The 24,783-nt window shown below is 64.4% G+C and carries 23 protein-coding genes; 9 read left to right on the forward strand and 14 right to left on the reverse strand.

Annotated features, from left to right (window positions below):
- Positions 1–13: 13 nt before the first annotated feature.
- Positions 14–754 (forward strand): SOS response-associated peptidase, encoded by a 741-nt coding sequence (locus tag EMO90_RS01300; RefSeq protein WP_150353481.1) that lies wholly within the window; start codon positions 14–16, stop codon positions 752–754.
- A 9-nt stretch (positions 755–763) separates the two neighbouring features.
- On the opposite strand, the gene EMO90_RS01305 is transcribed toward EMO90_RS01300, so the two are convergent.
- From EMO90_RS01305 to EMO90_RS01345, 9 genes are all read right to left on the reverse strand, one after another.
- Positions 764–1,498, reverse strand: a complete 735-nt coding sequence (locus EMO90_RS01305) for an ABC-2 transporter permease (RefSeq protein ID WP_150353480.1) — start codon at positions 1,496–1,498, stop codon at positions 764–766.
- On the reverse strand, positions 1,495–2,379 hold the full coding sequence (locus tag EMO90_RS01310) for an ABC transporter ATP-binding protein (RefSeq protein ID WP_223849676.1): 885 nt from the start codon (positions 2,377–2,379) through the stop codon (positions 1,495–1,497). Before EMO90_RS01310 ends, EMO90_RS01305 begins: the two co-directional genes overlap by 4 nt.
- A 29-nt stretch (positions 2,380–2,408) precedes the next feature.
- Positions 2,409–2,792: a GntR family transcriptional regulator gene (locus tag EMO90_RS01315; RefSeq protein ID WP_150353478.1), complete on the reverse strand. Its 384-nt coding sequence runs from the start codon at positions 2,790–2,792 to the stop codon at positions 2,409–2,411.
- A gap of 168 nt (positions 2,793–2,960) precedes the next feature.
- Positions 2,961–3,992 (reverse strand): VanZ family protein, encoded by a 1,032-nt coding sequence (locus EMO90_RS01320; RefSeq protein WP_150353477.1) that lies wholly within the window; start codon positions 3,990–3,992, stop codon positions 2,961–2,963.
- A 367-nt stretch (positions 3,993–4,359) separates the two neighbouring features.
- On the reverse strand, positions 4,360–4,788 hold the full coding sequence (locus EMO90_RS01325) for a VOC family protein (RefSeq protein WP_150353476.1): 429 nt from the start codon (positions 4,786–4,788) through the stop codon (positions 4,360–4,362).
- Positions 4,785–7,916, reverse strand: a complete 3,132-nt coding sequence (locus EMO90_RS01330; RefSeq protein WP_150353475.1) for a TOTE conflict system archaeo-eukaryotic primase domain-containing protein — start codon at positions 7,914–7,916, stop codon at positions 4,785–4,787. The genes EMO90_RS01325 and EMO90_RS01330 overlap by 4 nt, the downstream gene beginning before the upstream one ends.
- A gap of 66 nt (positions 7,917–7,982) precedes the next feature.
- Positions 7,983–8,846, reverse strand: a complete 864-nt coding sequence (locus EMO90_RS01335; protein WP_150353474.1) for a class I SAM-dependent methyltransferase — start codon at positions 8,844–8,846, stop codon at positions 7,983–7,985.
- 119 nt (positions 8,847–8,965) lie between these two features.
- On the reverse strand, positions 8,966–9,901 hold the full coding sequence (locus EMO90_RS01340) for a deoxyribonuclease IV (protein WP_150353473.1): 936 nt from the start codon (positions 9,899–9,901) through the stop codon (positions 8,966–8,968).
- 58 nt (positions 9,902–9,959) lie between these two features.
- On the reverse strand, positions 9,960–10,547 hold the full coding sequence (locus EMO90_RS01345) for a pyridoxamine 5'-phosphate oxidase family protein (RefSeq protein WP_150353472.1): 588 nt from the start codon (positions 10,545–10,547) through the stop codon (positions 9,960–9,962).
- A gap of 232 nt (positions 10,548–10,779) precedes the next feature.
- Between EMO90_RS01345 and EMO90_RS01350 the strand changes: the two genes are divergently transcribed.
- From EMO90_RS01350 to EMO90_RS01370, 5 genes are all read left to right on the forward strand, one after another.
- Complete coding sequence (locus EMO90_RS01350; RefSeq protein ID WP_190971950.1) at positions 10,780–12,036, forward strand: chloride channel protein; 1,257 nt, start codon at positions 10,780–10,782, stop codon at positions 12,034–12,036.
- Between the two features lie 314 nt (positions 12,037–12,350).
- Entirely contained in the window at positions 12,351–13,703 is a 1,353-nt protein-coding gene (locus EMO90_RS01355) for an MATE family efflux transporter (protein ID WP_150353470.1), read from the forward strand.
- A gap of 87 nt (positions 13,704–13,790) precedes the next feature.
- Entirely contained in the window at positions 13,791–14,399 is a 609-nt protein-coding gene (locus EMO90_RS01360; RefSeq protein WP_150353469.1) for a TetR/AcrR family transcriptional regulator, read from the forward strand.
- A 53-nt stretch (positions 14,400–14,452) separates the two neighbouring features.
- A complete protein-coding gene (locus EMO90_RS01365; RefSeq protein WP_150353468.1) occupies positions 14,453–14,827 on the forward strand; it encodes a hypothetical protein in 375 nt (124 codons plus the stop codon).
- 104 nt (positions 14,828–14,931) lie between these two features.
- The gene (locus EMO90_RS01370) at positions 14,932–15,561 is read left to right on the forward strand and encodes an HAD family hydrolase (protein WP_150353467.1); all 630 of its coding nucleotides are present in this window, start codon (positions 14,932–14,934) and stop codon (positions 15,559–15,561) included.
- Between the two features lie 86 nt (positions 15,562–15,647).
- Here EMO90_RS01370 and EMO90_RS01375 read toward each other — a convergent pair whose 3' ends face one another.
- The 4 genes from EMO90_RS01375 to EMO90_RS01390 all read right to left on the reverse strand — a co-directional run bounded on the left by EMO90_RS01375 (position 15,648) and on the right by EMO90_RS01390 (position 19,486).
- A complete protein-coding gene (locus EMO90_RS01375; protein WP_190971949.1) occupies positions 15,648–16,445 on the reverse strand; it encodes a DNA/RNA non-specific endonuclease in 798 nt (265 codons plus the stop codon).
- Between the two features lie 105 nt (positions 16,446–16,550).
- Positions 16,551–17,201 carry a hypothetical protein gene (locus tag EMO90_RS01380; protein WP_150353465.1) on the reverse strand — a complete coding sequence of 217 codons (651 nt, stop codon included), beginning with the start codon at positions 17,199–17,201 and terminating at the stop codon, positions 16,551–16,553.
- Positions 17,188–17,886 carry a hypothetical protein gene (locus EMO90_RS01385; protein WP_150353464.1) on the reverse strand — a complete coding sequence of 233 codons (699 nt, stop codon included), beginning with the start codon at positions 17,884–17,886 and terminating at the stop codon, positions 17,188–17,190. The genes EMO90_RS01380 and EMO90_RS01385 overlap by 14 nt, the downstream gene beginning before the upstream one ends.
- A 160-nt stretch (positions 17,887–18,046) precedes the next feature.
- Positions 18,047–19,486 (reverse strand): ATP-binding protein, encoded by a 1,440-nt coding sequence (locus EMO90_RS01390; RefSeq protein WP_150353463.1) that lies wholly within the window; start codon positions 19,484–19,486, stop codon positions 18,047–18,049.
- A gap of 274 nt (positions 19,487–19,760) precedes the next feature.
- Here EMO90_RS01390 and EMO90_RS01395 point away from each other — a divergent pair, with 274 nt between their 5' ends.
- Positions 19,761–21,587 carry an FIVAR domain-containing protein gene (locus tag EMO90_RS01395; RefSeq protein ID WP_150353462.1) on the forward strand — a complete coding sequence of 609 codons (1,827 nt, stop codon included), beginning with the start codon at positions 19,761–19,763 and terminating at the stop codon, positions 21,585–21,587.
- 169 nt (positions 21,588–21,756) lie between these two features.
- Here EMO90_RS01395 and EMO90_RS01400 read toward each other — a convergent pair whose 3' ends face one another.
- Positions 21,757–22,164, reverse strand: a complete 408-nt coding sequence (locus tag EMO90_RS01400) for a hypothetical protein (RefSeq protein WP_150353461.1) — start codon at positions 22,162–22,164, stop codon at positions 21,757–21,759.
- A 229-nt stretch (positions 22,165–22,393) separates the two neighbouring features.
- Here EMO90_RS01400 and EMO90_RS01405 point away from each other — a divergent pair, with 229 nt between their 5' ends.
- Together EMO90_RS01405 and EMO90_RS01410 are read left to right on the forward strand one after the other, a co-directional pair.
- Positions 22,394–23,317, forward strand: a complete 924-nt coding sequence (locus tag EMO90_RS01405; protein WP_150353460.1) for a LysR family transcriptional regulator — start codon at positions 22,394–22,396, stop codon at positions 23,315–23,317.
- Between the two features lie 439 nt (positions 23,318–23,756).
- Entirely contained in the window at positions 23,757–24,323 is a 567-nt protein-coding gene (locus tag EMO90_RS01410) for an NADPH-dependent FMN reductase (RefSeq protein WP_150353459.1), read from the forward strand.
- Positions 24,324–24,783 lie beyond the last annotated feature (460 nt).

Genomic DNA, 24,783 nt, shown 5'->3' on the forward strand with positions numbered 1-24,783 from the left:
CACTGTGGTGACCATGTGCAGACAATACGCGCTCGATCTGGGCTGGGATGACGTGGCCGCGCGCTACGGCGTGGCCGGCGACGGCATGAAGGACAACGATCTTCCGCCGGTGCCTTGCCGCCGCTTCGAGCCAAGGCATCCGATCGGCATAGTCGCCCGCAGCCGCGACGGACGCAACCGGCTCGCCGCCGCCCACTGGTCGCTGGTGCCGCGATGGAGCCGGGATTTCGATCTGCCGTACCCCACATACAACGCCCGGTCGGAATCGGCCGCCAGCAAGCCCACGTTCGCGGACTCGGTGCGGTCCATGCGTGCCGTCGTGCCCGCCACCGGCTACTTCGAGTTCAAGGGCGACCGCCCGTTCTACTTCCACGCGCCGGACGGCTCGCCGCTGGCGATGGCGGGGCTCTACTCGTGGTGGCGTGACCCGTCCGCCACCCCATCCACAGCCCCATCCTCGCCGTGGCGGCTCACCGCGACGATCCTCACCTGCCCGGCACTGGACGCATTCGCCAAGGTCCACGACCGCATGCCGCTGCTCGTGCCGCCAGACATGGTCGCCGCGTGGCTCGACCATGCGCAGGACGGCCGGAGCCTGCTGAGCAGACTGCGGGCCGCAGGCCCGGAACTGTCCCGCTCGCTGGCGTTCCACGAGGTCGCCCCGGCGGTTCCCGGAGTCGGTGACGCGGACCTCACCACGCCCCTCAATGGGGCCGGCCGCCGGCCCGAAGCCGAGCAGCCGGCCCTGTTCTAGGACATGCCCCTACAATTCCCGCCGCTCGTACAGCCGCGCGGAAACCACCGCGCTGACCGCGAACACCACGGCGGCGGCCATCAGCATCGCCAGGGACGCCAGCGCCATATGCCCGGGCGACTGAATCCACATGACCAACCCCGGCATCCACGATGCCAGCCAGTCGGGTTGCCCGCCGGCGACCACGACCGCCAGCACCACCGCGCCCACGGTGATCGACGGCAGCATGAGCGTGACCTTGGTCATGCCGTACCGGTAATAGAGCGGCGTGACCACGCCGAACATGAGCGTGCCCGCGAACAGCGTCGCGCAGACGGCAAGCAGCGAGGCCAGCAACGCGCTCGGGGAGATGAACCCGTCCGGCAGGGACGGCAAGCCGTCGAACGTCGACGAACCGCCCACGACGGACGCCAGCGAGGATGCGGCCAGCAGGATCGGCATGGCGACGAAACCTGACGCCAGCCCCATGCCGATCATCGCCAGCGCGCTCAGATAGCGGCCGAACACGCAATCGCGCCGGCTGACCGGCAATGACAGCCGGTAGGCGCCCCACGTCCCCGTCTCGTCAACCATATCCAGCGACAGCACGGACAGCGGATAACGCATGAACACGGCCGCGACGAACACGAGCGGCAGCATCTTGGACGCGAATCCCACGGCCACGCACAGCGCGACCATGACGATGAAATTGGACAGCCGCGCGCGTCGCATCGTGGCCATGTCGAGTCGGAATGCGCGGATCATAGCTTCTCCCCCTTGAGTTCGAATCGCATGCAGTCGTCGAGGGTCATGCGGTCGCACGGAATGTCCGGGAACGCCTCGGCGAAGGCGAATCGGTCGGGCACGGCCACGTTGGTGCCATACTGCCCCCGGATCATGCGCAGCGATCCCGGATCGTACGCACCGGAGCCGCGGATCGTCGCCACATCGGCGGCGCGGCAGCGGGCGATGCCCATGAGATCGGTGATTTCGTCCTTTGGCCGGTCGAACACGATCCGCCCGGCGTCGATGCACACCACGCGGTCGGCGATCCGTTCGAGGTCACCGGTGATGTGCGAGGACATGAGGATGCCGCGCGGCCCGCCGCCATCCTCCCCCGCGGACACGAAGCCGCGAAGCGTGTCGAGTATGCCGTCGCGGGCCATCGGATCGAGCCCGGCGGTCGCCTCGTCGAGGATGAGCAGCCTTGGATCGTGGCTCAGCGCGATCGCCAGCGACAATTTCATGCCCATGCCACGGGACAGTTCCGCAACGGTCCTGTCCGGCGCGATGCCGGCTTTGCCGAGCAGACAGTCGAACAGAGACGCGTCCCAGTGCGCGAAGCAACGCGGCATCACCGCGGCAGCATCGCGCACGTGCATGGACGGCGGCAGCCCCACCGCATCGAACACCGTGCCGACGCGCTCTTTGACTGCGACGCCGGCGGGACCGCCCATGTCTCGGATGGGGACTCCGAGGATCCGACCGTCCCCCGAGTCCGGCGGGACCAGTCCCAGGATCGATTTGATGGTGGTGGTCTTGCCAGCGCCGTTGGCACCTACGAAACCGACGATTTCGCCGGGTTCCACGGTGATCGACACGTCCTTGAGCGCAAAGTTGCCGTATTGTTTGTTCAGCCCGCTCACCCGAATGAGCGGTTCCGTTCCAGAGGGGTTCATGATTGGCTCTCGCCTTCCAGTGTCAGGTCCAGCATCTCCCTGAGCTCGCTATCCGCGATGCCGGCCGCGCGTGCGTCCGCCGCAACCTGCGCGAGCCGCCGCTCGATCTGGCGCCGCTTCTCCTCGCGGAGCATCTCCATGTTCCCGCCGGCGACGAAGCTGCCCCGGCCCTGCACGGTTTCGATGAAACCCTGCGATTCGAGGTCGGTGTATGCCCGTTTGGTGGTGATCACGCTGATGCGCAATCCGTTCGCCAGCGCGCGGATCGAGGGCAGCTTCTCCCCCGGCTTGAGATCGCCGGAGAGGATCAGCGCCTTGATCTGCGAGGTGATCTGCTCGTAGATGGGTCTGCCGTCCGAGTTGGAGATGATGAGATCCATGCCGTTCCTTATGTTGCCGACCGCCCCTCCGATGCGCGGATTCGCACGGCGGGGTGCCGCGCCCCGGAAAACGTCTTTCCCGAAACGCCTAAGTGTATATACCCTTTATATACACTATATACACTTATCTCTTCGCCGTCAACGCGACGCCCCGCATGCGGATCAGGATCAGATCAGGTCGTACGGCATGCGACGCTTCGCCAGCCAGAACACCACGCACGCCAGAAACACCAGACCCGGCCACGACGATCGCCAGTGCGGACCGAACACGATCGCGTACAGCACCACGAGCCTTGCCACATAGAACGCCAGACGGCGCCAGCCCTCTCGCGGCCGGGTCTCGACGGTCATGCGCACGAACCGGCCTCCCAGCGTCTGGCCGCAACGCAGCCAGGGCAGCACGCCTTCGAGCAGCAGGAACATCACCGTCTGCACGATGAAGTACACGCTGGTTCGCGGAGCACCCGGAGCGACCGCGCCAGCCGGCCCGTCCGGTGCCGCGGGCAGGTAGAGGCCCACGAGGTGCACCAGCAGCGCGAGCGGTGCGGATGCCGCCGTGACCATCACCATATCGATCACCAGCGCGACGGACCGCCGGACCAACCCGGGCTCGCGCGTGATCGCCGATTCATCCAGCACTTCGACGGGGAACCGGCGGTTGAGCAGCCATGCAGCCATCCAACCCAGCACCGCGCCCGCGGTGTTCCAGATCAGGTCGTCCACGTCGAACAGACGGTAGGCGCACGGGAACAGGTGGAAAAAGCCGGTCAGCTGCGCGGTCTCGATGAGCAGCGAGGTCAGGAACCCCACCGGCAACGCCGCCCGGAACGGCCATCGGAACGTGCGCCCCATGAAGAAGCCCAACGGCAGGAAGAACACGATGTTCATGCCTATCTGCAGCACGGCCGTCACACCACTGGAACGCAGATCATTCACGAATTCCAGCGGGTTGAGCTGCGGGGAGAAGCTGTGCGCGGCGCAGTAGGCGATGGGATCGTCCGGCATGGGATACAGCGTGAAGCAGGCGAGCGCGATCAGGTAAAGCACCACCAGATAGGCGCCCAGCGCGGATGAGAAGCGCAGCCGGTTGTCGCGCCGGTACAACAAGGCCAGCACCGGCAGGGTGAGCAATAAGGATACGAACGGCCACATCGCCACCGCGAACGCGAACGACATGCTGAACTGCTGAAGGAATGCCATGGGGCCAGCGTAACGCCTCATTTTGGGGGCCGACATCATTCCCAAGGCTGAATTGTCGAATATCCGCTGGGCATTCGCTGGATGCGGAACGAACGCGGACGGACACGGACAGGGTATTCCTCAAAGTGGGGGCGGATTTCAGGGTTTGCAGAATGCTAAACATGAAAGTGGGGGCGTCGAAAGCGGCTAATCCGGCATCTGGATCGCACTCGCCGCAGCAACAATGGCGGAATTCCAATGGCGATTCGATCGATTCAAACTCGGTCAGGCCCGATGGACGCCCCCACTTTCATGTTTATCACTGTGAAAGTGCCGAAATCCGCCCCCACTTCGCCGAATACCCTCCGGCAGTGCCATCCCACGGCAGCTATTCGGTCTCCACGCCCTCAGACACGGCACCGCCATGCGCCCAGTCCACCACGGCCTCAACGTTGTTGCCATCCGGATCAAGCACAAAGGCCGAATAATACCCGGGATGGTACGGCCGGGGCCCGGGAGCCCCATTGTCCCGCCCGCCGGCCGCGAGCGCCGCCTCGTAGAACGCATGCACGGCCTCGCGGCTCGGCGCGAGGAATGCGATGTGCGTGACCGGACAGACGGCACCGGCCTGCTCCTCGCCCGTTTCCGCGGCAGGCGACACGTAGAAGTCGGAGTGCGCCGTCCCGTCATCCACCCCGAACCCGATGGTCGGCTCGTGATGGGCCTTGGCCACATATCCCAGTGGCGCCAGCGCCTTTGCATAGAAGTCGATGCTCCGGGCCACGTCCCGCACCCGCAATGTCATATGGTCGATCATGGTTCCAGACTACGCCGGGCAAGTTTGACTGCGAGCTCCGGATCACGGAATCTGAGCGAGCAGTCGTCATCTTTGGGATTTCCCAGCAGAGGCAGGCTGCCGAACCAGATGAGCTCGCCGTCGAAGACCGCATGCTCGGTGCATGATTCCGCTGTCCGCACGGTGCATCCCAGTGCCGTAAGACGCTGAACGGAACGTTCGGTCCGCGAGCGCGCAGCTGGCGTGGCGTTGGCGCCGAGTTTAAGCGTGACGTGGATAGAGACCCCTCGGCCTATGGCCTTGATGATGTCGGATCCCAGTGACTCCACGGCCTTGGCGGTTGTGTATTCGGCGGTGATTTCAATCGCATGTTCGCAAGCGTTGATATCCGCGCGGAAGGCTTCCCCGTATTCGGCAGCGAAGACGATGCCGCCCTGCGTCGCACCCATCGCGGAATCGGATGCGCGCCCGCGTTGGATGCGAATCGCCTGTTCCTTGGCTGTGCGTCGATCCGCTGCGGTCTGGGACAAGTTCGCAGCGTACCCCTGATGCGCGTAGGCTTTGAGCCGCTTGCGGTACATGGCGGCGGACATGGGCACGGTCACGTCGATGTAGTCATAGACGCGCACCTCATGTTTGCCTTCGCTGTCCCGGTGAAGACGCCCGACGTACTGCGCGACGGCGCCTTCCACGGAAACCGGGGCGGCGAGCAGCAGAGTGTCGAGCCTGCCGCAGTCGAACCCCTCGCCAATGTAGCTGCCGGTGGCAACGACGGCGAGGTCCTCATCATCGGGAACATTCCGAACGGCCTCGAGATTGCGCTTGCGAACCGCTTTGGGGTCGGCGCCATGCAGGAGTATGACGTGCCGGCATCCCCGCTTGCGCAGACTTGCGGCAAGTCGCTTGGCATGCTCGATGCGTTTGGTAAGCACCAACGGCGTGCGCTTGCCGTTGATGGCACTCATTGCATCGTCGATGATCATCCGGTTCCGCTCGTCGTTGTCGCATGCGGCTTTAAGGTAATCGTGATATGAAGTTGGCTCCGTCAGGCGGAGATCCACCGCGCTGAATCGAGGGACAAGCACGCGGGCGAAATGCTGATCGGCCATCTGGTCGCTGACCTTGATGATGTGGCGGATTGGGCCACATTGCATATAGGCGATGGGCTGAAGACCGTCATCGCGTTTGGGCGTTCCGGTGAGTCCATACACGTATTCCGCGGTGACGGTACGGGCGATGGCCTCGTTGTCCGCGGCGGCCACGTGATGGCATTCGTCGAAGATCACCATGCCGTACTTGGTCGCCAGGGATTTGACCCGTTTTTCACCGGGCACATCCCCCTTTTCGAAGAGGGACTGGGCCAAGGCGATATCGATGATGCCACTGAGCTCGTCATGCCCTCCGCCTATGCGCCCTATGGCCGTGCGACGTTTGCGGCTGACGCGGCCTGTCTTGGTGAGCATAGGCGGCAGATCCGCGGTGATGTCGAGAAACTGTCCGAGTCGTTCGCGCCATTGGTCCATGAGCGCGGAGGATCTGAGAACAACGAGTGTGTTGACGCCGCGGGATGCGATGAGATTGGCCGCGATGACGGTTTTGCCGAATCCGGTGGGCGCCACGAGGATACCATCGTGATGGGCCAGCAGTGCATCCGCCGCCTCACGCTGCTGCGGTCGCAGCATGCCGTTGAAGGCTGCCTGGATTGGCTTTCCTGCGGTGCGCTCGTCACGGTATTCCACTCGTGTGCCGCATCCTCGCAGCAGCTCCTCCAATGATTCCCGGCATCCACGCGGCAGGAGGATCGCACGATCCGTCTCCTCGCCGCAGTAGATGATGCGCGGTTTGTTGTACACCGGCTGGCGCATGGCCTGCGCGCGATGGAAATCGGGGTTGGCGAAGGCCGCGAGGCGGCGGATCGCGTTGAGCGCCTGAGCCGAGAACCCCTCCTTGGGTATGGACAGCATACGTCCCTCGGTGATGAGTACGCTTGCAGGTGCGGAAGCCGGTTCCGTCCGTCCATGTTCGCCGTCGATCGGCAAGGCGGGGCGATCCCGGTCTTGCGACTTATCATCTGGGAAAGCCACGAGTCTGCCCAACGGGCCGCCGAGCCTCGCTGCCAAGGAGGCAATCGAGCGCACCTGCTCGGGCGTGACGCGTGTGACGCCCGCAAGATACGCCCACTGGTCCGGATATGGCTTGAATCCGTGATCGACATCAACAAACACACTGTTGCCGAGGTCTCGGGCCGCGCGCTGCAGCGGAAGGGCGATGAGGTTACCGAATCCGCCGGCCGGCAGCACATCCTGATTGGGGAACATGCGGTCGTAGGTGCGGAAAGTTATATGCGTTTGGCTGGCCGCCTCCGTGAGCAGCACCGATCCCATGCGCCTCGCCTCCGCCGCCTCAACCTCCTCGGTGAAGAACAGCCATAGATGTCCGCCATCCCCCGAACGGGAGCGCTCGACGGATGGGCGCAGTCCATGTGCCTCGCACGCCCGGGCAACCGCCGTGATCTCACGTTGCCAATCGCCGTCGTCAAAGTCGATGGCAAGAAACCACACTTTCGACTCCTTGGACAGCGGGTACAGGCCAACAATGTTGCGGCGCTTGGGATCCCTCCCGGTGAAGTGCGCGACGAGCGCCTGATCGCTCAACGGCTTGCATCTGCGACGTTCCGGAGGCGTGGGAACGCGCTTGCCATCCGCAAGTTCCGTCCATTCGTTCCACGCGGCGACGGCATATCCCATCTTGCCGGTCTTCGCGTTGACGAACCCATGCGCATATACGTCATCACGACCGCGGAACAGCGAACGGAACAGCGCGATTTTGTCCGCGGACGAACTGCGCGCGGTGACCGGCGGAACACCGGAAGCCCCAGAATCGCCGGAAACCGCCGGAATGTCGCAGGATGCGCCCGCTTCATCGTTCCGTGAGCCGGTCTCGCGGATACGGCGGTCGCGCTCCTTGCAACCGGTGCGCCATTCGTATTCGGTCACATAGCGCAACCTGCCGTCGCCGTCCCCATCCTCGCCAAAGCCATCACACGGTGCGCACAGCACGATGCCGCCATCCCCTGACACATGCGGCACACGACGAATGAACCGGTACGTCCGGCCGGACAGCACGGCACGCGCATCATCATTCGGCATGTCGGCCTCCTTCGGCGTTTGGGTGTCCCATCCTCCGAGTCTATCCACCCCACCGCCCGCCGGCGCTCACCCCGCCTTGCGCGCCACGAGGGCGATGGCCGTCAGCTCGCGGCGATAGGTGCGGAAGGTGCGCCTCATGTCGAGCACGCGGGCGCGCAGATCGGGGTCGCGGATCACGTTGCGCAGGATGCGCAGCACGCCGCCGATTCCCTCGTCCGCAAGGTTGCGCCGCATGTCCAGCAGGGCCATGGGCGCGCGGCCGCTCCAGACGATCTCGAAGCCCTCCGATTCGAGCAAAGCCCGCCATTCCGCCTCGGTGAGCGGGCGGGCGTTGACTTTGATCGCGCGGGCGAGGGCCTTGCGCACATCGTCCTTGACCGAGTCGTCCAGATCGTCCGGGGTGAGTCCCAGCTCGTGGATCGCGTACACGCCTCCGGGACGCAGGATGCGGGCCGCTTCGGCAATGATCGCGCGCTTGCCGCGGTCGGACTGCATGGTGAGCATCGCCTCGCCGATCACCGCGTCGGCGCTCGCGGGTTCCAGTCCGGTGTCCGCGGCCTGACGATGGATGACGGTGGCGGGGATGCGCCCGCCGTCGGTCCCGCCGAATCCAGCGGCATCGGCGGTGAGACGGGCGATGATGTCCACCACCTGCGGATCGCGGTCCACGCCCCGGTAGGATGCCGGCCGCCGGCCGAGGATGAGCCGCGTGGTGCGGCCCATGCCGGGCGCGAACTCCACGACGTCCCTGCCATCGATGGGCGTGTTGGCGAGCATGCGGCGGGTGAGTTCCTCGCCGCCGGGGCGCAGCACACGCTTGCCCGCTCGGGCGAGCACCCAGTGGCCCTGCATGTGGGCTGGATCGCGGTCGGGCTGCGGCAGGGGCAGGGCAGCGGTTTCGTGCGTCCGGGGTTTTGCGTTGCTGGTCATGGTCGCGATGCTATAGGAGCTCGACCGGCGGCGCAAGACCATTGTGCCGATCGTTCCAGCCTGCGGCCCCTTCGGCGCAGGTTGGAACGATCAGGCTTTGGACTTGGGGGTCGAAACGATCAGGCCTCGGGCTGCGAACCGTCCGCCGCCAGCCGGCGCAGCAGCGCGATCTCGTCGCGGTGCGTGGTCTCGGCGACCTCCTTGGTCTCGAGGATCATCGGCAGTCCGGCCGTGCGCGGGTCCGTGACCAGCCGCGCGAAGAAGCGCAGCCCCAGCTTGCCCTCGCCGATGTTGGCGTGGCGGTCCTTGCGAGATCCGAGGCCGAACTGCGAATCGTTGGCGTGGATGGCCCTGAGCCGCCCCAACCCGATCGTCCGGTCGAACGCGTCCAGCACCCCGTCGAAATCGTCCAGCAGGTCGTAGCCTGCGTCGAACACATGGCAGGTGTCCAGTGTGACGCCCAGGGACGGCCGCCATCGGGCATCCACCCGATCGATGATCGCGGCGAGCTCCTCGAAGCTTCGCCCGCATTCGGTGCCCTTGCCGGCCATCGTCTCCAACAGGATCGGCACGGATGGCGCCGCGTCGGAGGCGTCGGTCCCGAAAGCGGACGCATCGGGACCGGACGCGATCGCCCCGAGCACGCGATCCAAACCCTCGGCGATCAGCCGGATGCCCTCGTCCGCGCCCTGTCCCACATGCGATCCGGGATGGATGTTGAGGCCGATCGACTGCCCGGCGGCGGCCACCAAAGCCAGCAGCCGCAGATCCTCGGCCAGTGCGTTCACGGCGAAGTCGCGCTTGGCTGGGTCCTTGGCCGCAAAGTTGTACACGTACGGGGCGTGCGCGACGATCGGCCCGTATCCCGCCTCGCGCAGGGCCTGCCCGAACGCCCCGGCGCCTTCGGGCGTGAGCGATTTCGAACGGCTGCCGTATGGGGACCGCGGGAAGAACGCGAACGTGGTGCCGCCCTCCGCGCGCGACCGCTTGAGCAGGGCGTTCCATCCGCCGGATGCGGACAGATGCGAGCCGATGAACAAAGTGCCTTCCGTCATGATTCCGATGCCTTTCCTGCGATTGACTACTTAATGACGATTGCTTATTCGATTGGTGCTATCTACTCACGTCCGTTCCCGGCGTATGACCGCGAACCGGACGGGGATGCGATTTCGCAGTGATGCGATCGGACTCGACTTTCCACACGGTAACGGCCCTGACCTGCGCGTCGGTGAATTCCACATGGGGCATGTGCGCCTGATGCGCCATCAGCAGCTGCAGCCCACGCCGCGCCTCGTCCATATCGTCGACGATCGACGCGACCCCGGTGCCAACGATGGATTTGAACGCCTCGCCCCAATTGCAGGCGGTCCGGCCCTCCAACACCTCGCAGTCGGTGCGCATGGTGAACGCCACGGGAAGACGGTTACCGGCGGCGCGGATCGCATCGATCTTCCTTCCGCGGGCCGCCGAATGCATCCACAGCGTGAGCCGGGCCGCGTCACCGTCATACTCGTAGCCGAAGTTGAGCGGCACGACCGTCAGCCCCTCGGCGTCCGCGTACGCCATGTCGACGATGTCGCAGCCCGCGATGATCGCGCCGATCGCAGCCGCATCGGCGACCTCGCGGTCGGCCCGGCGCATCATGCGATGCCCGCCCGCGACCGTTCGCTCGTCGTCGCGCCGTTTCGCATGCTCGCTCATACCGCAGCCTCCTGATCACATGGCTTCACACGTTGTGGCCACCTTATCCGCGCACGTTGACCGGATTTCGTCCTCTGCCGCCCGGCCCAGCCTGCCGCCCCGGTTCATCCTGCCGCCCGGTCCGACCCGCACTCGGCCCGGCTCCCGCAATGCGCCCCGCGAAATCCAGCCCGCTCCCAGCAAGCCGCGGTATGCTCCCGGGCGGCGGGAACGCGGACAAGGGAGGCACACGGTGCATGGACTACGGCGGACGGTGCGGCGGATTGGGGCCTGCGTGCTGCTGGCGGCCATGACGATCTGGACCGGCGCGATCGTGGGCGCGTTGGGATGGCTGTTCTCCGCCGCCATGGAACTTGCGATCCGCCTGATCTGGAGGGAGCTGCCCATGCGCCTTGGCTTGGGTGGAATCCGCGAGGCGAGCATGGCGCAATGGCCGTTCTGGTTCACCCTGACCGTCACCGTCGCGGGAGCCGTGGCATTGGCCGTCAATGAGCGGCGCGATCCGGTGACGGTCACGCCGATCATGGGCGTGATCGCCCGCGTGCGCAAAACGGGCGCATATGGGGACGGCCGCGTGCTGCCGTATTTCACCTCCGCGCTGCTGCCTCTGGCATTCGGCTCGGCGGTGGGCCCGGAGGCGGGGCTCGCGAACGTGATCGGCTCGTCTGGCACGCGGTTCGGCCGCGCTTTGCATGGCGTGGCGGCGGCATGCCTGCGCACAGTCCGCACCGGTGAACCGCTGCATGCGCGCGATGGATCGAAAGCCGATGCCGATCTGCAGGGCCTCGCCCGCAAGGTAATCAACCGTTGCGCGGCGGTGTGCGGCATCATCGTGTTCTTCGGCTTGGGCCGTCTGGCGGGAGCGGGCCTGGCGCTGCCCCGACTCGGCCATATACAGTGGAATCCGGCCGACGCGGCGTGGGCGATTCCGGCCATGGCCGAGGGCGTGGCGGCGGGAGCCCTGTTCGTGGGCATGACCCGTCTGGCCAAGCTGCTGGGAGAACACTTCGGCGACCACATCCTGCTGCGCAACCTGTTCACGGCCCTGGCGCTTTCCATCGTCGCCACCGTGCTGCCGTTCATGCTGTTCTCCGGCGAATCCAGTCTGGACGTGCTGGTCCGCCATGCCGCCGAAGCCGGCCCGGTGATGCTCGTCGCCATCGCGGTGGCCCGATGCATCATCACGCCGCTGTGCATCAATGCGGGATGGCGGGGCGGCCAGTTCTTCCCGATGATCTTCTCCGGCGTGGTGCTCGGCTACGCTCTGGGCGGCGCGACCGGCGCGGATCCGGTGTTCTGCGCCGCGTTCTCATCCGGCGCGCTCATCGCCATGGTGATCCGCAGACCCCTGACCGCGGCCATGATCATGCTGCTGGTCATGCCCGTCGCCTCGTTCCCGATCCTGCTGGTCTCGGCGTATCTGGCGAGCATGATCCCCCTGCCGCGCGCGTTCGGCGGCGTCCCCGCACGCAATTTCCCGTCGTTCTGATCTGATCCTGAACGGAGCGCATACTCGCCCCTCGTCATCCTGAGCACTGAGCCGTTAAGCGGACAGCCCAGTGGGCTGTCCGTAGGCGAAGGGAGCCGCCACCAAGGCGGCGACGGTCCGGCGAAGTCCGACACGGCGGAACCGAAGGATCCTTAACCTTGTGTACGAATCAAGGATCCTTCGGCTCCGCCCTCCGGGCTTCGCTCAGGATGACAAAAATGTCCACACTGCTCCACCTATAATGCCCGCGCACGCAAGACGCAAGACGCACGCACGCAGGCGGACGACGCACGCGCGCGAAACGGGAGGAACACATGGACAACGAGCTTTTCGAACGGGCGCCAATCCCCAAGGCCTATTTCAGCCTGGCCATGCCGGTGGTGATGAGCATGCTGGTCACGCTGGTGTACAACATGGTCGACACGTACTTCATCGCGCACACCGGCGACACCAACATGGTGGCGGGCGTCTCCCTGACCGCCCCGGTGTTCATGGTGATGATCGCGATCGGCGACATCTTCGGCCTGGGCGGCAGCTCGGTGATCTCCCGCCTGTTCGGCCAGCACCGCTACGCCGACGGCAAGCGTCTGAGCGTCTTCTGCTTCTACGGATCGGCGCTCATCGGCGTCGCCGTCCTGGTGCTGGGTCTGGCGTTCCGCACGCCGATCCTCTCCATGCTGGGCGCCGACGAGGCCACGTGGCCCCACGCCTCCGCCTACTACACGTGGATCATCATCGGCTCCCCGCTCATCATCGTCTCCATGACGCCCGTGAACCAGCTGCGCACCGAGGGCCATGCCGTGCCGTCCATGATCGGCCAGATCGCCGGCACCGTGATCAACATCATCCTCAACCCGCTGTTCATCCACGTGTTCGGCTGGGGCGCAGCCGGCTCCGCGGGCGCCACCGTGATCGCCAACGTGTGCACCGACGCCTACCTGGTCTGGTTCCTGCTGCGCCGCAGCCAGAACCTCTCGGTCGATCCAAGGCTCATGTTCCGCGGATCCCGCCTGAACATCACCGGCTCCGAACTGCGCGACGTCCTGGTGATCGGCATCCCCGCCGCCGTCACGAACCTCACGCAGAGCTTCGGCGTGGTGATGGTGAACCTGTATCTGCTGCCGTACGGCAACGATCCGGTGGCGGCCATGGGCATCGCCCTGAAGGTGGTGCTGATCGCCGTTTCGGTGTTCGTGGGCTTCGCGTTCGGCGCCCAGGCGCTGATCGGCTACAACTACGGCGCCCGGGACATGGTCCGGCTGTCCGGGATCCTCAGATTCTCCTATCTGTTCCTCAGCGGGTTCGCGCTGGTGATGACCGTGCTGCTCAGCGTCTTCGACCGCCAGCTCATGGGCTTCTTCATCAGCGACCCGCGCATCATCGACCTCGGCGCCGGCATCCTGCGCGTGCAGCTGCTCAGCCTGGTGTGCGTGGGCATCGTCATGGTGACCACGTGCACGTTCCAGTCGACGGGCAAGGCGCTGGGCGCGTTCATTCTGTCGATCAGCCGCCAGGGCGTGGTGCTGGTCGTGGTGCTCGCGGTGGCCTCGCGCGTGGCCGGCTACAACGGCGTGATCGCCGCGCAGGCGATCGCCGATCTGATCACCGCCGTCATGGCGATCGTACTGTTTCGCGTGCTGCTGCCGGAACTGCGCCGTCGAGGCTGAGCATGGTCGCGTCTTCGGAACCGTGTTGACTCCCGGTTTTTCCGGTCGTACCATACAGACAACGCGATGTTGATATAAGGAGGCGTCATGGCACGCAAGCGCAACACCGGCACCGAGGCGAAGATCAAGGCCGCGTTCACCCAGCTGCTCAAGGAGAAGGGCTTCGACGCGATGACCGTCAGCGACATCGCGCGCATCGCCGGCATCAACCGTGGCACCTTCTACATGCACTACATGGACAAGTACGATCTCAGGCAGCAGCTGCTGGACAACGCGATCTTCGATCTGCGCCGCATCCTGACCAGCAATGTGGGCGCGCCCGTCCCCTTGCCCGCGCCCGGACAGCACGCCAGCGTGCTCGACGTGATCGCCCCGCAGGCCACGCTGCAGGCCCTGCTTTATATCCGCGCCGACGCCGCGTTCTTCGACGCGATCTCGCAAAGCGGACAGAATCTGAAGATGTACAACGACACGAAAGAGACGCTCAAGCACGTGCTGGAGGAGCGCGCCAAAGCCCTGAGCATCCACCCGTCACTCGGCAGCATCCCGCCGGAGTACAGCGGCGAGATCGTCGTCTCCGGCGTCACCTCGATCATCTGGATGTGGGTGAAGCGCGGATTCAAGGAATCCCCCGAGGAGATCACCAAGTACATCGAGATCAGCAAGCGTCTGAGCCCGATGGCGCTGATGCGCTGAGTGGGCTATCATGTCGTGATCGTCACGCACATCACGGAATCGGGAGGAACATCATGGCCGCTCGCAGGGGCCGGCATTCGGTCGCGGCGATGGAATCACACGCCGCATCGCCCACACCGTCCAAGCGAGCCCGGGGCCGCCATGGTCGTGCAGCTGCCGGACACACGGGCCGAAATGCGATCGCCGGGGTGATCGCCGCCCTGCTGGCCTGCGGATTGTACGGCTGGTTCGCGCCCGCGCCCAAGATTCCCCTGCCCAAAAGCGAAACCGTCTGCCGCGTGGTTTCCGGCGGCACGCTTAGGGCCGGCACCACCAACTGCGGTCTGCTGATCGTCCGCGGCCATGAGGATCTGATCGCCGGATACGACTACAAGGTCACCCATACCGGGCGGGTCGCGTGGAGTTTCGAGGCCGTGAAGCGCGGCTGAGGCATCCAATCGCCCGCCGGCCGTACACTGGTTGGGTCATCCGTCCCTGGTCGCCGCATCGCGCGCCACCCGGTCATACACCCGGTCATACAAAAGGAGCCCACATGGCCAACCAACCCATCACCGACGTGATCTTCGACTTCTGCGGCGTGCTGCTGGACTGGCAGACGCGCTCCTGCCTGGGCGGCCGATTCCCCGACGACGTGGTGAACCGCATCTGCGAGGACAGCGATCCCTGCGGCTTCTTCCACTACGAGGACCGCATGGACGCCGGCGAGGACTTCGCGGACATCTACCCGGACGTGGTGCGCGAGCAGGGCGAGGACACCGCCGAGATCTTCCGCTACTACATCGAGCACTACGACGACGCACTGCCCCGCACGCTGCCGGGCATGGTCGAGCTGCTCGCGGATCTCAAGGCCCACGGCTACGGCGTGTGGGGCCTGACCAACTGGTCGCACGAGACCTTCCACTTCGCCTTCGAGAAGTTCCCGCGTCTGGCCGAGCTGCTGGACGGCACGGTGGTCTCCGGCGTGGAGAAGCTGCACAAGCCGAACGCGGACATCTACGAGCTGGCGCTCTCCCGCTTCGGCCTCAACGCCGCGCAGTGCGTGTTCTTCGACGACACGGCCAAGAACGTGGCCGGCGCGAACGAGGTGGGCATCCACGGTCTTCTCTTTGAAAACGCGCTGGCGGCCCGCGAATCCCTCGCCGCGCTCGGCGTTCGGCTGTAGCAGCTGTAGCGGCTGAACCAGCCAAGGCGGCTGGCGACCGTGGCCGAATGGGCCGTACCCAAGGCGACCGCAGCCGCTAGCGCGTGCTACCGCGTGCCTCCCTTGGCGTAGTCGATCGTGAACCCGTTGGCCGCGTTCCACACCACCACGCGCTGGTCGATCGACCCGTCGGACGTGCGGATGTCCACGGTCACCGTGCGCGGCAGCAGCTCGTCACCCGTGTAGTTCGGCGTGGCCATGTAGGTGATCGTGCCGTCGGGATGCTTGTCGATCCAGTCGCGCGCCTCGCTCTCCGTGTACGCCATGCCGCCGGCCGGGTTGTTTTTGCCCACGTTCTGGGTGCGCGTGCCGGTGACCATGTTCTTCGCGATGTCCTGTCCGCCCAGGGACTTGGCGATCAGGTGGCTCTTGTTGAACAGATACCCGTGGTAGCAGGTGTTCTTCGGCCGGCTGTCCTTGGCCAGCGAGCAGGTGTTGTCCGCCGTGAGGTTGATGTCCACCTCGGGGTTCTTCTTCGGCCAGCCGGTGATCGTGCTCGGCATGTCCCGCTCGCGCTCGCTGCCCTCGGTGCGCAGGGCCTTGTCGATCACGCCAACGACCTGCCCGGACCGGCCGAGCGCATCCGGCTCCGCATACCGGATCTCGCCTGCCTTGGGCAGATCGACGCCGGAGAAATCGGCTTTGCCAACCACCGTGTAATAGTCCGGCGCGGCGGCCAGCGACCATTCCTTGGGCAGCGATCCGTAGGATTGAGACTGGCCCTGGGACGCCAGCCCGTCCAGCAGGCCGCCGATCGCGGATGAATCGGCGGAGCAGCCCGCCGGGACGATCAGCGTCAGCGCGGCCAGCAGTCCAGCGACGATCCGCTTCATATGCAGCTTCATGCGCATAGGTCCTTTCCTCGAACATTTCGAACAAAATTTCGACATCGGACCATTATGCGTCATCACCGTGTTCAATCGGCGCACGGCACGCCGGAAATCATGCGATCAGCGCCTGCGGACGCCCTCCGCCCGCCTTCTGGCGTACAGCATCAACGGTGCGCCCAATCCCGCAAAGGCGATCATCGCGGCGAACGGCCCCATCACGGCCACGCCGGTCGTCGGCAGCTCGTCCACGATCGCGGTTTTCTCCGCAACCAGCCGCACCTTCACCGTGCGCGTGACGTAGGGCGCGCCGGAGCCGTCCGGCCGGTACGCCGTCATCTCCAGATCGATTGAGCCGGCCCGTCCCTGCTGGATGCGGTCATTGGCCGCGCGCAGCCGGTCGATGTGCACGTCGAACCGGTATCCCCTTCCCGGCGACCGCACGCCGGAACGCTCCACAACCGTCTCCTCGGTCAGCTGCCCGTCCGCGATCCGCCAGTCGAAGCCATGAGGGTCGAAAGCCACAGGCGTCACGTTCACCGTGATGAATTCGGCGCGCGTGATGCCGAATCGGGCGCCCTTGACCGCGATCTGCACGGGCCCCGTTCCGTTGTCCGCGATCACCCGGTTGACCTCATCCACCTGATCCCGGTCGATGCCCACGGTCGCGTCGGGCACTCCCGGACGGGCACCGACCGCCGCGAGCAAAGAGTCCTCGCTCACCGCGCCCTCGACGGCATCCAGGGTGACCTCATGCCGTTCAACGATCGGCATCGGACTGCCCGGCGCCTTCACCGCCACGCGCACAACCGCCTCGGCAGCCCCCCTCGACCGGCACGCCATCCTTCGTCACCGTAAGCGTCACATCCACATCTGCGTCCGCATAATCCCTGTACGCCGCGTCCAACGCCTCCAAGGCCGCCGCATCCACCCGGATCGCATACCCTTCCGGCACGCTCGCGCCGGCCAGCCGGATCACGTCCTCCGCCAGCAGTTCGCCGTCATAGGCATAGTGTTCGATCATGGGACGCTCGACCGCAATGACCGGCAGAGGGGCGGGCAAGATGCCGGGCGCGGAATCCTCCGCGGGCGCTTGAGACGATGGGTCCTCCGTCGCCGTCGGATCCATCTCCGGGGCCGATTCCTGTTGGTTATCCTGGGGTGCCGGGGATACAGGCGTCGGGGATTCACCCTCCTTCCCAGGTGTTTCGACATTCCCGACCGAATCCTCAGATTCCGCCGAATCTGCCGACTCGGTGGAATCCACGGTGTATTTGCCCCCATTTCCCGATTCCAGTACGATCACCGGCGCATGATCGATCGGCTTGGCATCGGTCACCCCGGCCGCGAACGCCGGTCCGACCACCGGACCAACAAGCATTGCGATCGCCGCGATTCCCGCCAAAGAGCCGTGTATGAACCGTCCAGCCACTCGCCCTTCCATGATGGCTCCCTCCACGCAATCTCCGTTGTGCGCCTTCGTTGGCCCACAATGCCCAGTCTAATGCGGTTCGGCCGGGTGCGCCAGTGCCGAGAACAACAGCAAAGGACCCGCGTCCAAGTTCGGCCCGCTCGAGGAACCGCTTTAGAGGGCTACCGACTTATTGCGGCCCGTTATTCTACGAGCGGAGTGCGGAGAACATGTCGCTGACGCCGTACACCTTCATGTCGGACTCTGCGCGTCGCCTGGCTGCATCCGCCAGTTCGTCGGTCTTCACAAACAAAGCGAAACTGCGATGCTCATATCCCTTGACCAGAGCAGAGCGGAATCTGAGCGTCTCCATCGTCTCGACGATATCCAGCGATTCCCGCCACTTGCATTCGCCAAGCAGGATGTCCTTGGTTCCGGGATTTGCGGCGATCACGTCAACGTCGGTCTGCTCACGCAACCGCGGATCGTTCCCCCACCACTTGCCGAACCGGGTCGCCATGAACGGCAGCAGCCCGTCACGATTCGCCCGAACCAGCCATTGGCGGCAGACGTCTTCGAATATCTGCCCCACGTACGTATCCAAGGCCGGCCCGAACACCTCTCCGCGCGCCGCGATGTCGCCATCGCCACTTTCCACTTCCGGCGCATGGGGACTGACGAACCGATACCAGAAGGAGAAGAACGGATCCCTTACCTGCCAGAGCCCCTTGCGCGATCGCGCCACGTCCTCGCCGAACGGCACATGACGCTCGATCAGCCCCAGATCGGCAAGCACCGCAAGATATTTGCTGATACTGGAGGTTGAAGACAATCCGGCTTTGTCCGCGATGGTGTGCTGTCGATTCGCACCGGCGCCGATGGCGTTCATGACTGAGTTGTAGACGGCCGGATCGCGCAGCTCCTGACGAAGCAGCATCAGCGGCTCCTCATAGAGCAGACCGCTGGTGTCGAACAACAGATCGATGACGTTCTCTTCGTAAGGCAAATCGGATTGAATCTGCTTGAGGTAATACGGCGTACCACCGAAGATCGCATAGTATCGCACCACGTCTTCCGGGGAGGCGAACGGCAACATGAGCGCCGTATCGAAGGCGTCGAACGCGGTGAGCCTCAGCTGCCCGGTCCGGCGGCCATACAGCGGGCTCTTCACACCCAGCACCTCACTCTCCATGAACCCTTCGTTGCTGCCGCACAGGACTATCATCACCGGCGAATCCTTGAAACCGTGATCGATGGCGATCTGCAGCGTCGACGGTAGCGACGGCTCGCTCATGGCAGCGTAGGGAAATTCATCGAATATGAGCAGGAGGCGTGATGCCGATTGGTCCCGCTGCTTCTCGATGATGAAATTGAATGCATCCTGCCAAAGCGCGAAAGCCGGCAATGTTGCGGGAAGACCGAAGAAACCGTATATCACGCGCGAGAAATCACGCAGGTTCGCAGTGGACGTCTGCTGCCGAGCCGTGAAAAACAGGGTGCGCTTTCCCACCGCGAACTCATCGAGCAACGCGGTCTTGCCAATACGACGGCGCCCGTACAGCACCATCATCTGAAAGCCATCGCGATCCCACATCCGGGCCAGCGTCCGCAATTCCCGCTCGCGCCCGACGAACTTTGCACCAGCCATGCACCCTCACTTTTGATACTTACAAGTATGATACTCATAAGTATCATACTGAATGGCATGCTAAGGCACCACTGTCAAGAGCTCGCTCTGCTGTTGAAGACAACATGCCGTTCACTTTCCCTGCATAGTTTCCCAGCGCACCTTTGCACCGCCCGCTCCCCGCAGACATCATCCCATCTTAGGCCAAGCGGCACGGGACCGACTTGGAATCGACGGCAGAAACACCGCCGCAGCGGCTATGATGGGGTGGAAACAACGATTAAGGGGACAGAGCATGACCGAACCGCAGGACAAGCACAACGACAAGCCAAAGGGCGTCGAAAGCGGCGACTGGGACATCCCCCTGCTGTCCTTCCCAAGCATTACCGACCCCGTCACCCCCGTGGATGGGCCTTCGCTGTCGTTCCCGTCGGCCGATGCGACAGCCGACGACTCGCCCAACTTAGGAAATGACGCCACCAACAACGCACCCACCTCCACGGAACCCCTGCCGTCCGTGGACGAGCACATGGTGTTCCCTCGCATCACGGGGGGATCCACCTCCATCCAGGAACCCGCAGTCGCGGAATCCGGCACGCCGCTGAACGACGTGGCATCGGACGATCAGCCCACACAGGTGCGGCCCGCGCTGCAGGACGAGCCCACGGTCGCAATGAACCCCGTTCCGCAGGAGCAGGACCTGTTTGCAGCCGCAGGTGCAAACGCCACAACGATCGCCACTTCATCAAACCCCGTCGCGAACGATGCGCCAAGACATGCGATTGCGGCAGAGCAGACACCTGCCCAACCCGCGCCAAATCTGCCCCCGAGCGTCAACGATACCACCACGATCCTCCCTCCGGTCGGCGATCCGAACGCAGCCCGCACGAACAACGGCATCGGCGGCCTGACCACGGGAAGCGCCGCGGGGACCATCAACCGCAAGCCGATCATCATCGGCGTCGTGGCGGCCGTGCTGATCGCGGCGGGCGTAGGCGGGGCGTTCGCCTTCAACAGGCACCAGCAGCAGACCTCGTTCAATGCGGCCATCGCCGCATGCCGGACCGCAGCGGACAACGTGGCCAGGGGCAAGAGCGCGCTGGACGCGGCGCTGCTGCAGGCCAACGACGCCAAGCAGATCACCTCCGACCAGGTGGCCGATCCGAGCACCCTCACCGCACTCGAAACCGCCATTTCCGGTGCCTCCGATGCGGGCGATGCCAGCGCATGCGACGCCAATCTGGATGCCGCGGCGATCGCCGCCAACACGAATGCGAACACGGCGCTCGCGGACAAGCTCAACAGCCAGGCCTCCACCGTGACATCGGCCGTCACCGCCGTGACGGACAGCCAGAAGCAGAAGAGCGACGCCGCCATCAACGCCGCAAAGCAGAGCCTGCAGACGGCGGTCTCCAATGCGCAGACGCTCATGACCAGCAGCGAGGGGTCCGCTTCGGACGAATCGCGCCAATCACTGCAGTCGGCCATCGACGCGGCCAACACGCTGCTCGCGGCCAGCGATCCGAAGGTCGATGACCTCAACAACGCCGCCACGGCCCTGCAGAACGCCATGGATGCGGTCAACGACTCAATGGATTCCGACTCCGGCAACAGCTCGGGCAACGACTCAGACAGCAGCTCACGCCCGAACAGCTCGTCCAACGGTTCTCGCAACAATTCGTCGAACAACTCGGGCAATAGCGGGTCCACCAGCCATCGGGGCAATTCGAACTCCGGCTCCTCGACTCACTCCGGCACGAGCAACAACAATGGCAACGGATCCACCGGATCGGGCAATTCCGGCAACGGATCCAACTCGGGAACCGGCAATAACGCGCAGAACAACAACAACGGAACCAACAACGGGTCCGGCAACGGCAACAATTCCGGCAATTCAGGCAACACCGACTCCGGCACGGACAACGGCTCCGGCAACGGAAACGGCGGCAGCGGATCCGGATCGGGCACGGATAACGGCAACAACAGCGGCGGCTCCGGCACGGATAATGGATCCGGCAACGGCGGAAACACGGACAACGGTTCCGGCAACGGCAACAATTCCGGCGATAACGGCTCCGGCAATGGCGGTACCTCCGGCGGAACCGGCGGCGGCGCCTATTAAGCGGACGCGGATCCCCAACATCATCCTGAGCGAAGCGAAGGATGATTATTACCTTGTGCATCGGATTCATTGGTGCATGACGTTGCCCCTGCAATTCCGGGCGCGTTCCTCGGCCCTTGCTGTTCGCGACGATTCGAGTATCACAGGATGAGGCGGGGCTCCGGCATGGTCAGACCTGCCCCAGCAGGACCATAACGAGCATGGCGACGATGAGCACATCGAGATCTTTCACGCTCAACCCCATCGTACCGCCCGACAGTATGTTCAACGCCAGCAGTAGACAGACGAATGCGATCGGCAGGGCGATCAGCGCCAGCAGCCATTCGGCGACGATGCGGATCGCGCCGGCGATCATCCGGCCCGGATCGGACGGATGGATGTCATTGACCGTGAGCGCGAACGACGCCAGCCAAACCACGAGGCCCGTCCCGTAGGCGAGGACCACGGGAATCGACGGCCAGCCGCCGGGCTGGTGGATCAGCATGTTGAACACCGGCCCCCACCAGACCATCGCAACCGGCGTCACGCACGCGAAGCCAACGATGCGAAGGATGAGTATGAGGCTACGCTTCGTCATAGGACAAGTCTATCGATCGCCAACGTCATCATGCGGAACCACCGTTGCCCGGTGGCACCGAGGCGTCTGCCGTCATCCTGAGCGCAGCGAAGCGGAGCCGAAGGATCCTTCGCTTCGCGCAGGAAGGCATGGCACACTCAGGATGGCACGGCACGCTCAGGATGGCGCAATCTCACAAAACGGCTATAACCCATCCTCCCGTTCACCCCATCGGGTATAAATACACTTTATGACACTTCTTCAGTTGCGCTACATCGTGAAAATCGTCGAATGCGGGTCCATGAACGAGGCCTCGCACGAGCTCTACGTCTCCCAGCCGGCGCTGAGCTCCTCGGTCAAGGAACTGGAGAACGAGCTCGGCATCGAGATCTTCACCCGCCACTCCCAGGGCATCGCGCTGACGGTGGACGGCGCCGAATTCCTCACCTACGCCCGTCAGGTCCTCGACCAGGCCGACCTGCTCGAGGAGCGCTACAAGCACGCCAAGCCGCGCAAGCAGCTGTGCACGGTCTCCACCCAGCACTACATGTTCGCCGTCGAGGCGTTCGTGGAGATGATCAATTCCATCAAGTCCGACGAGTACGAGTTCACCATCCGCGAGACCCGCACGCGCGACATCATCAACCAGACCGCCAACATGCAGTCCGACCTGGGCATCATCTACCTGTCCGACTTCAACAAGGACGTGATCGGCAAGCTCCTGCGCGAGAAGCACCTGTCCTTCCACCCGCTGTTCCGCGCCCCGCTGCATGTGTTCCTGGCGCGCACCAACCCGCTCGCCTCCAAGAAGAAGCTCACCATGGAGGACCTCAAGCCCTACCCGTTCATCCAGTACGAGCAGGGCGAGGAGGGCAGCTTCTACTTCTATGAGGAGGCGGTCTGGCCGGACTACTCCCCCAAGCAGATCAACGTGACCGACCGCGCCACCATCCTGAACTTCATCATCGGCCTCAACGGCTACACCGTGTGCACCGGCATCGACAACGGCGACCTCAACAACGAGAAGATCGTCACGGTCCCGCTCGAGTCCGACGAGACGATGCTGGTCGGCTGGATCACCAACGAGCGCGCCAAGCTCTCCGCCGCCGCGGAAACCTACCTCGGCAAGCTCAGGACCGTCGTGGCCGACCACGGATACACGCTCATCGACTGATTCCGACCCGTTCCGGGCTGGTGCAGGCCGTTGAACGGTCTCCGAACGGCCTGTACCAGAAAAACTACATCCGTATTTCCGATTTGTGCGGTCGATTTTCGAGATCCGCCCGGTAAGAACACCGCCGTTCCGCCGGTTTTCCAACGGGTCTATCCGGCCTCCCACCCAAAAACAACCACACAAATCGGAAATACAACACGCCTTCCTGTCCGGAATCGGCGATGATCGCATAGATTCATGCCAAACAACGTAGATTGATCCATGGAGACAATGCATGTAAGCAAACGCGCGCCATAACTTATTCCGATATCCGCTACGGGCGTACCCGTCGTGTCGGTATATCTCAGCATGATATGTTTCTGATTGGAAGGTCCGCCAGCCGGGCGGACGCGAGGAACACCTGCGGAGTGCGGGTGCAGGCAACAACCAAGGAGACATCATGTCCAAGAAGATCGTGTTCATCGTCGGCTCCCTGCGCGAGAAGTCGTTCAACAAGGAGCTGTCCGTTTTCGCGGCGGACGCGCTGAAGGCCAAGGGCGCCGAGGTGTCCTACCTCGACTACGCCGACGTCCCGCTGTTCGATCAGGACGACGAGTACCCGACCCCGGCCGCCGTGGCCCGCGTGCGCGAGGAGGTCAACGGCGCCGACGCGATCTGGATCTTCTCCCCCGAGTACAACTACAGCTACCCGGGCGTGCTCAAGAACCTGCTCGACTGGCTGTCCCGCCCGCTCAAGGAGTACGACTTCGGCGGCCCGACCGCGCTGAGCGGCAAGACCGTGGCCCTCGCCTCCATCGCCGGCAAGTCCAAGGGCGCCGGCGTGCGCGCCAAGCTGGCCGAGATCTTCAGCTTCGAGTTCACCCACAACACGCTGGTCGACGGTCAGGGCACCGGTGCCGAGCTGGCCCCCGAGGCCTTCACCACCGGCGTGAACACCTTCTCCGAGGAGACCAAGCAGGAGCTGGCCAAGCAGGCCGACGATCTGCTGGCCGCTATCGCCGACTAGTTTCCTAAGTTTCCTAGTTTCCGATACGTTTCCTCTCCCGGCTTTCCGGGAAGCATACGGCGGCGGGCCGTGTGTCTGGCTGACTGGTTGATCCGTCGGTCCCGGCACACGGCCAGCCGCTTTTTTGATGCGCGAACCGGCAAGGAGACCGCAAAGTGGGCGGAACGTGCGCCGCTCATCCGGTTCCCGGCAGATTGTCCCGGCAGACCACACAATGAGCAAATCTGATGCCTGAGCAGCCTAAACCAGGCTCCACCGCATCGGATCTGCTCATTCCGGCGCTTGCCGGCCACACAATGAGCAAATCGGATGTGTAGGCACCATCATTTCAATTGTATTGTCTCGGGGCATAATTGACGGATGTCTCGGGGCATGGTTGACGGTATGTCTCGGGGCATGGTTTACGCCTGTCTCGGGGCATCGTTGCCATCCGGCAGGGGCCGGCGGCGCTGGTAGTCCC

It is taken from the genome of Bifidobacterium vespertilionis, from assembly GCF_008698145.1.
GTDB classification, from domain to species: Bacteria; Actinomycetota; Actinomycetes; order Actinomycetales; family Bifidobacteriaceae; genus Bifidobacterium; species Bifidobacterium vespertilionis.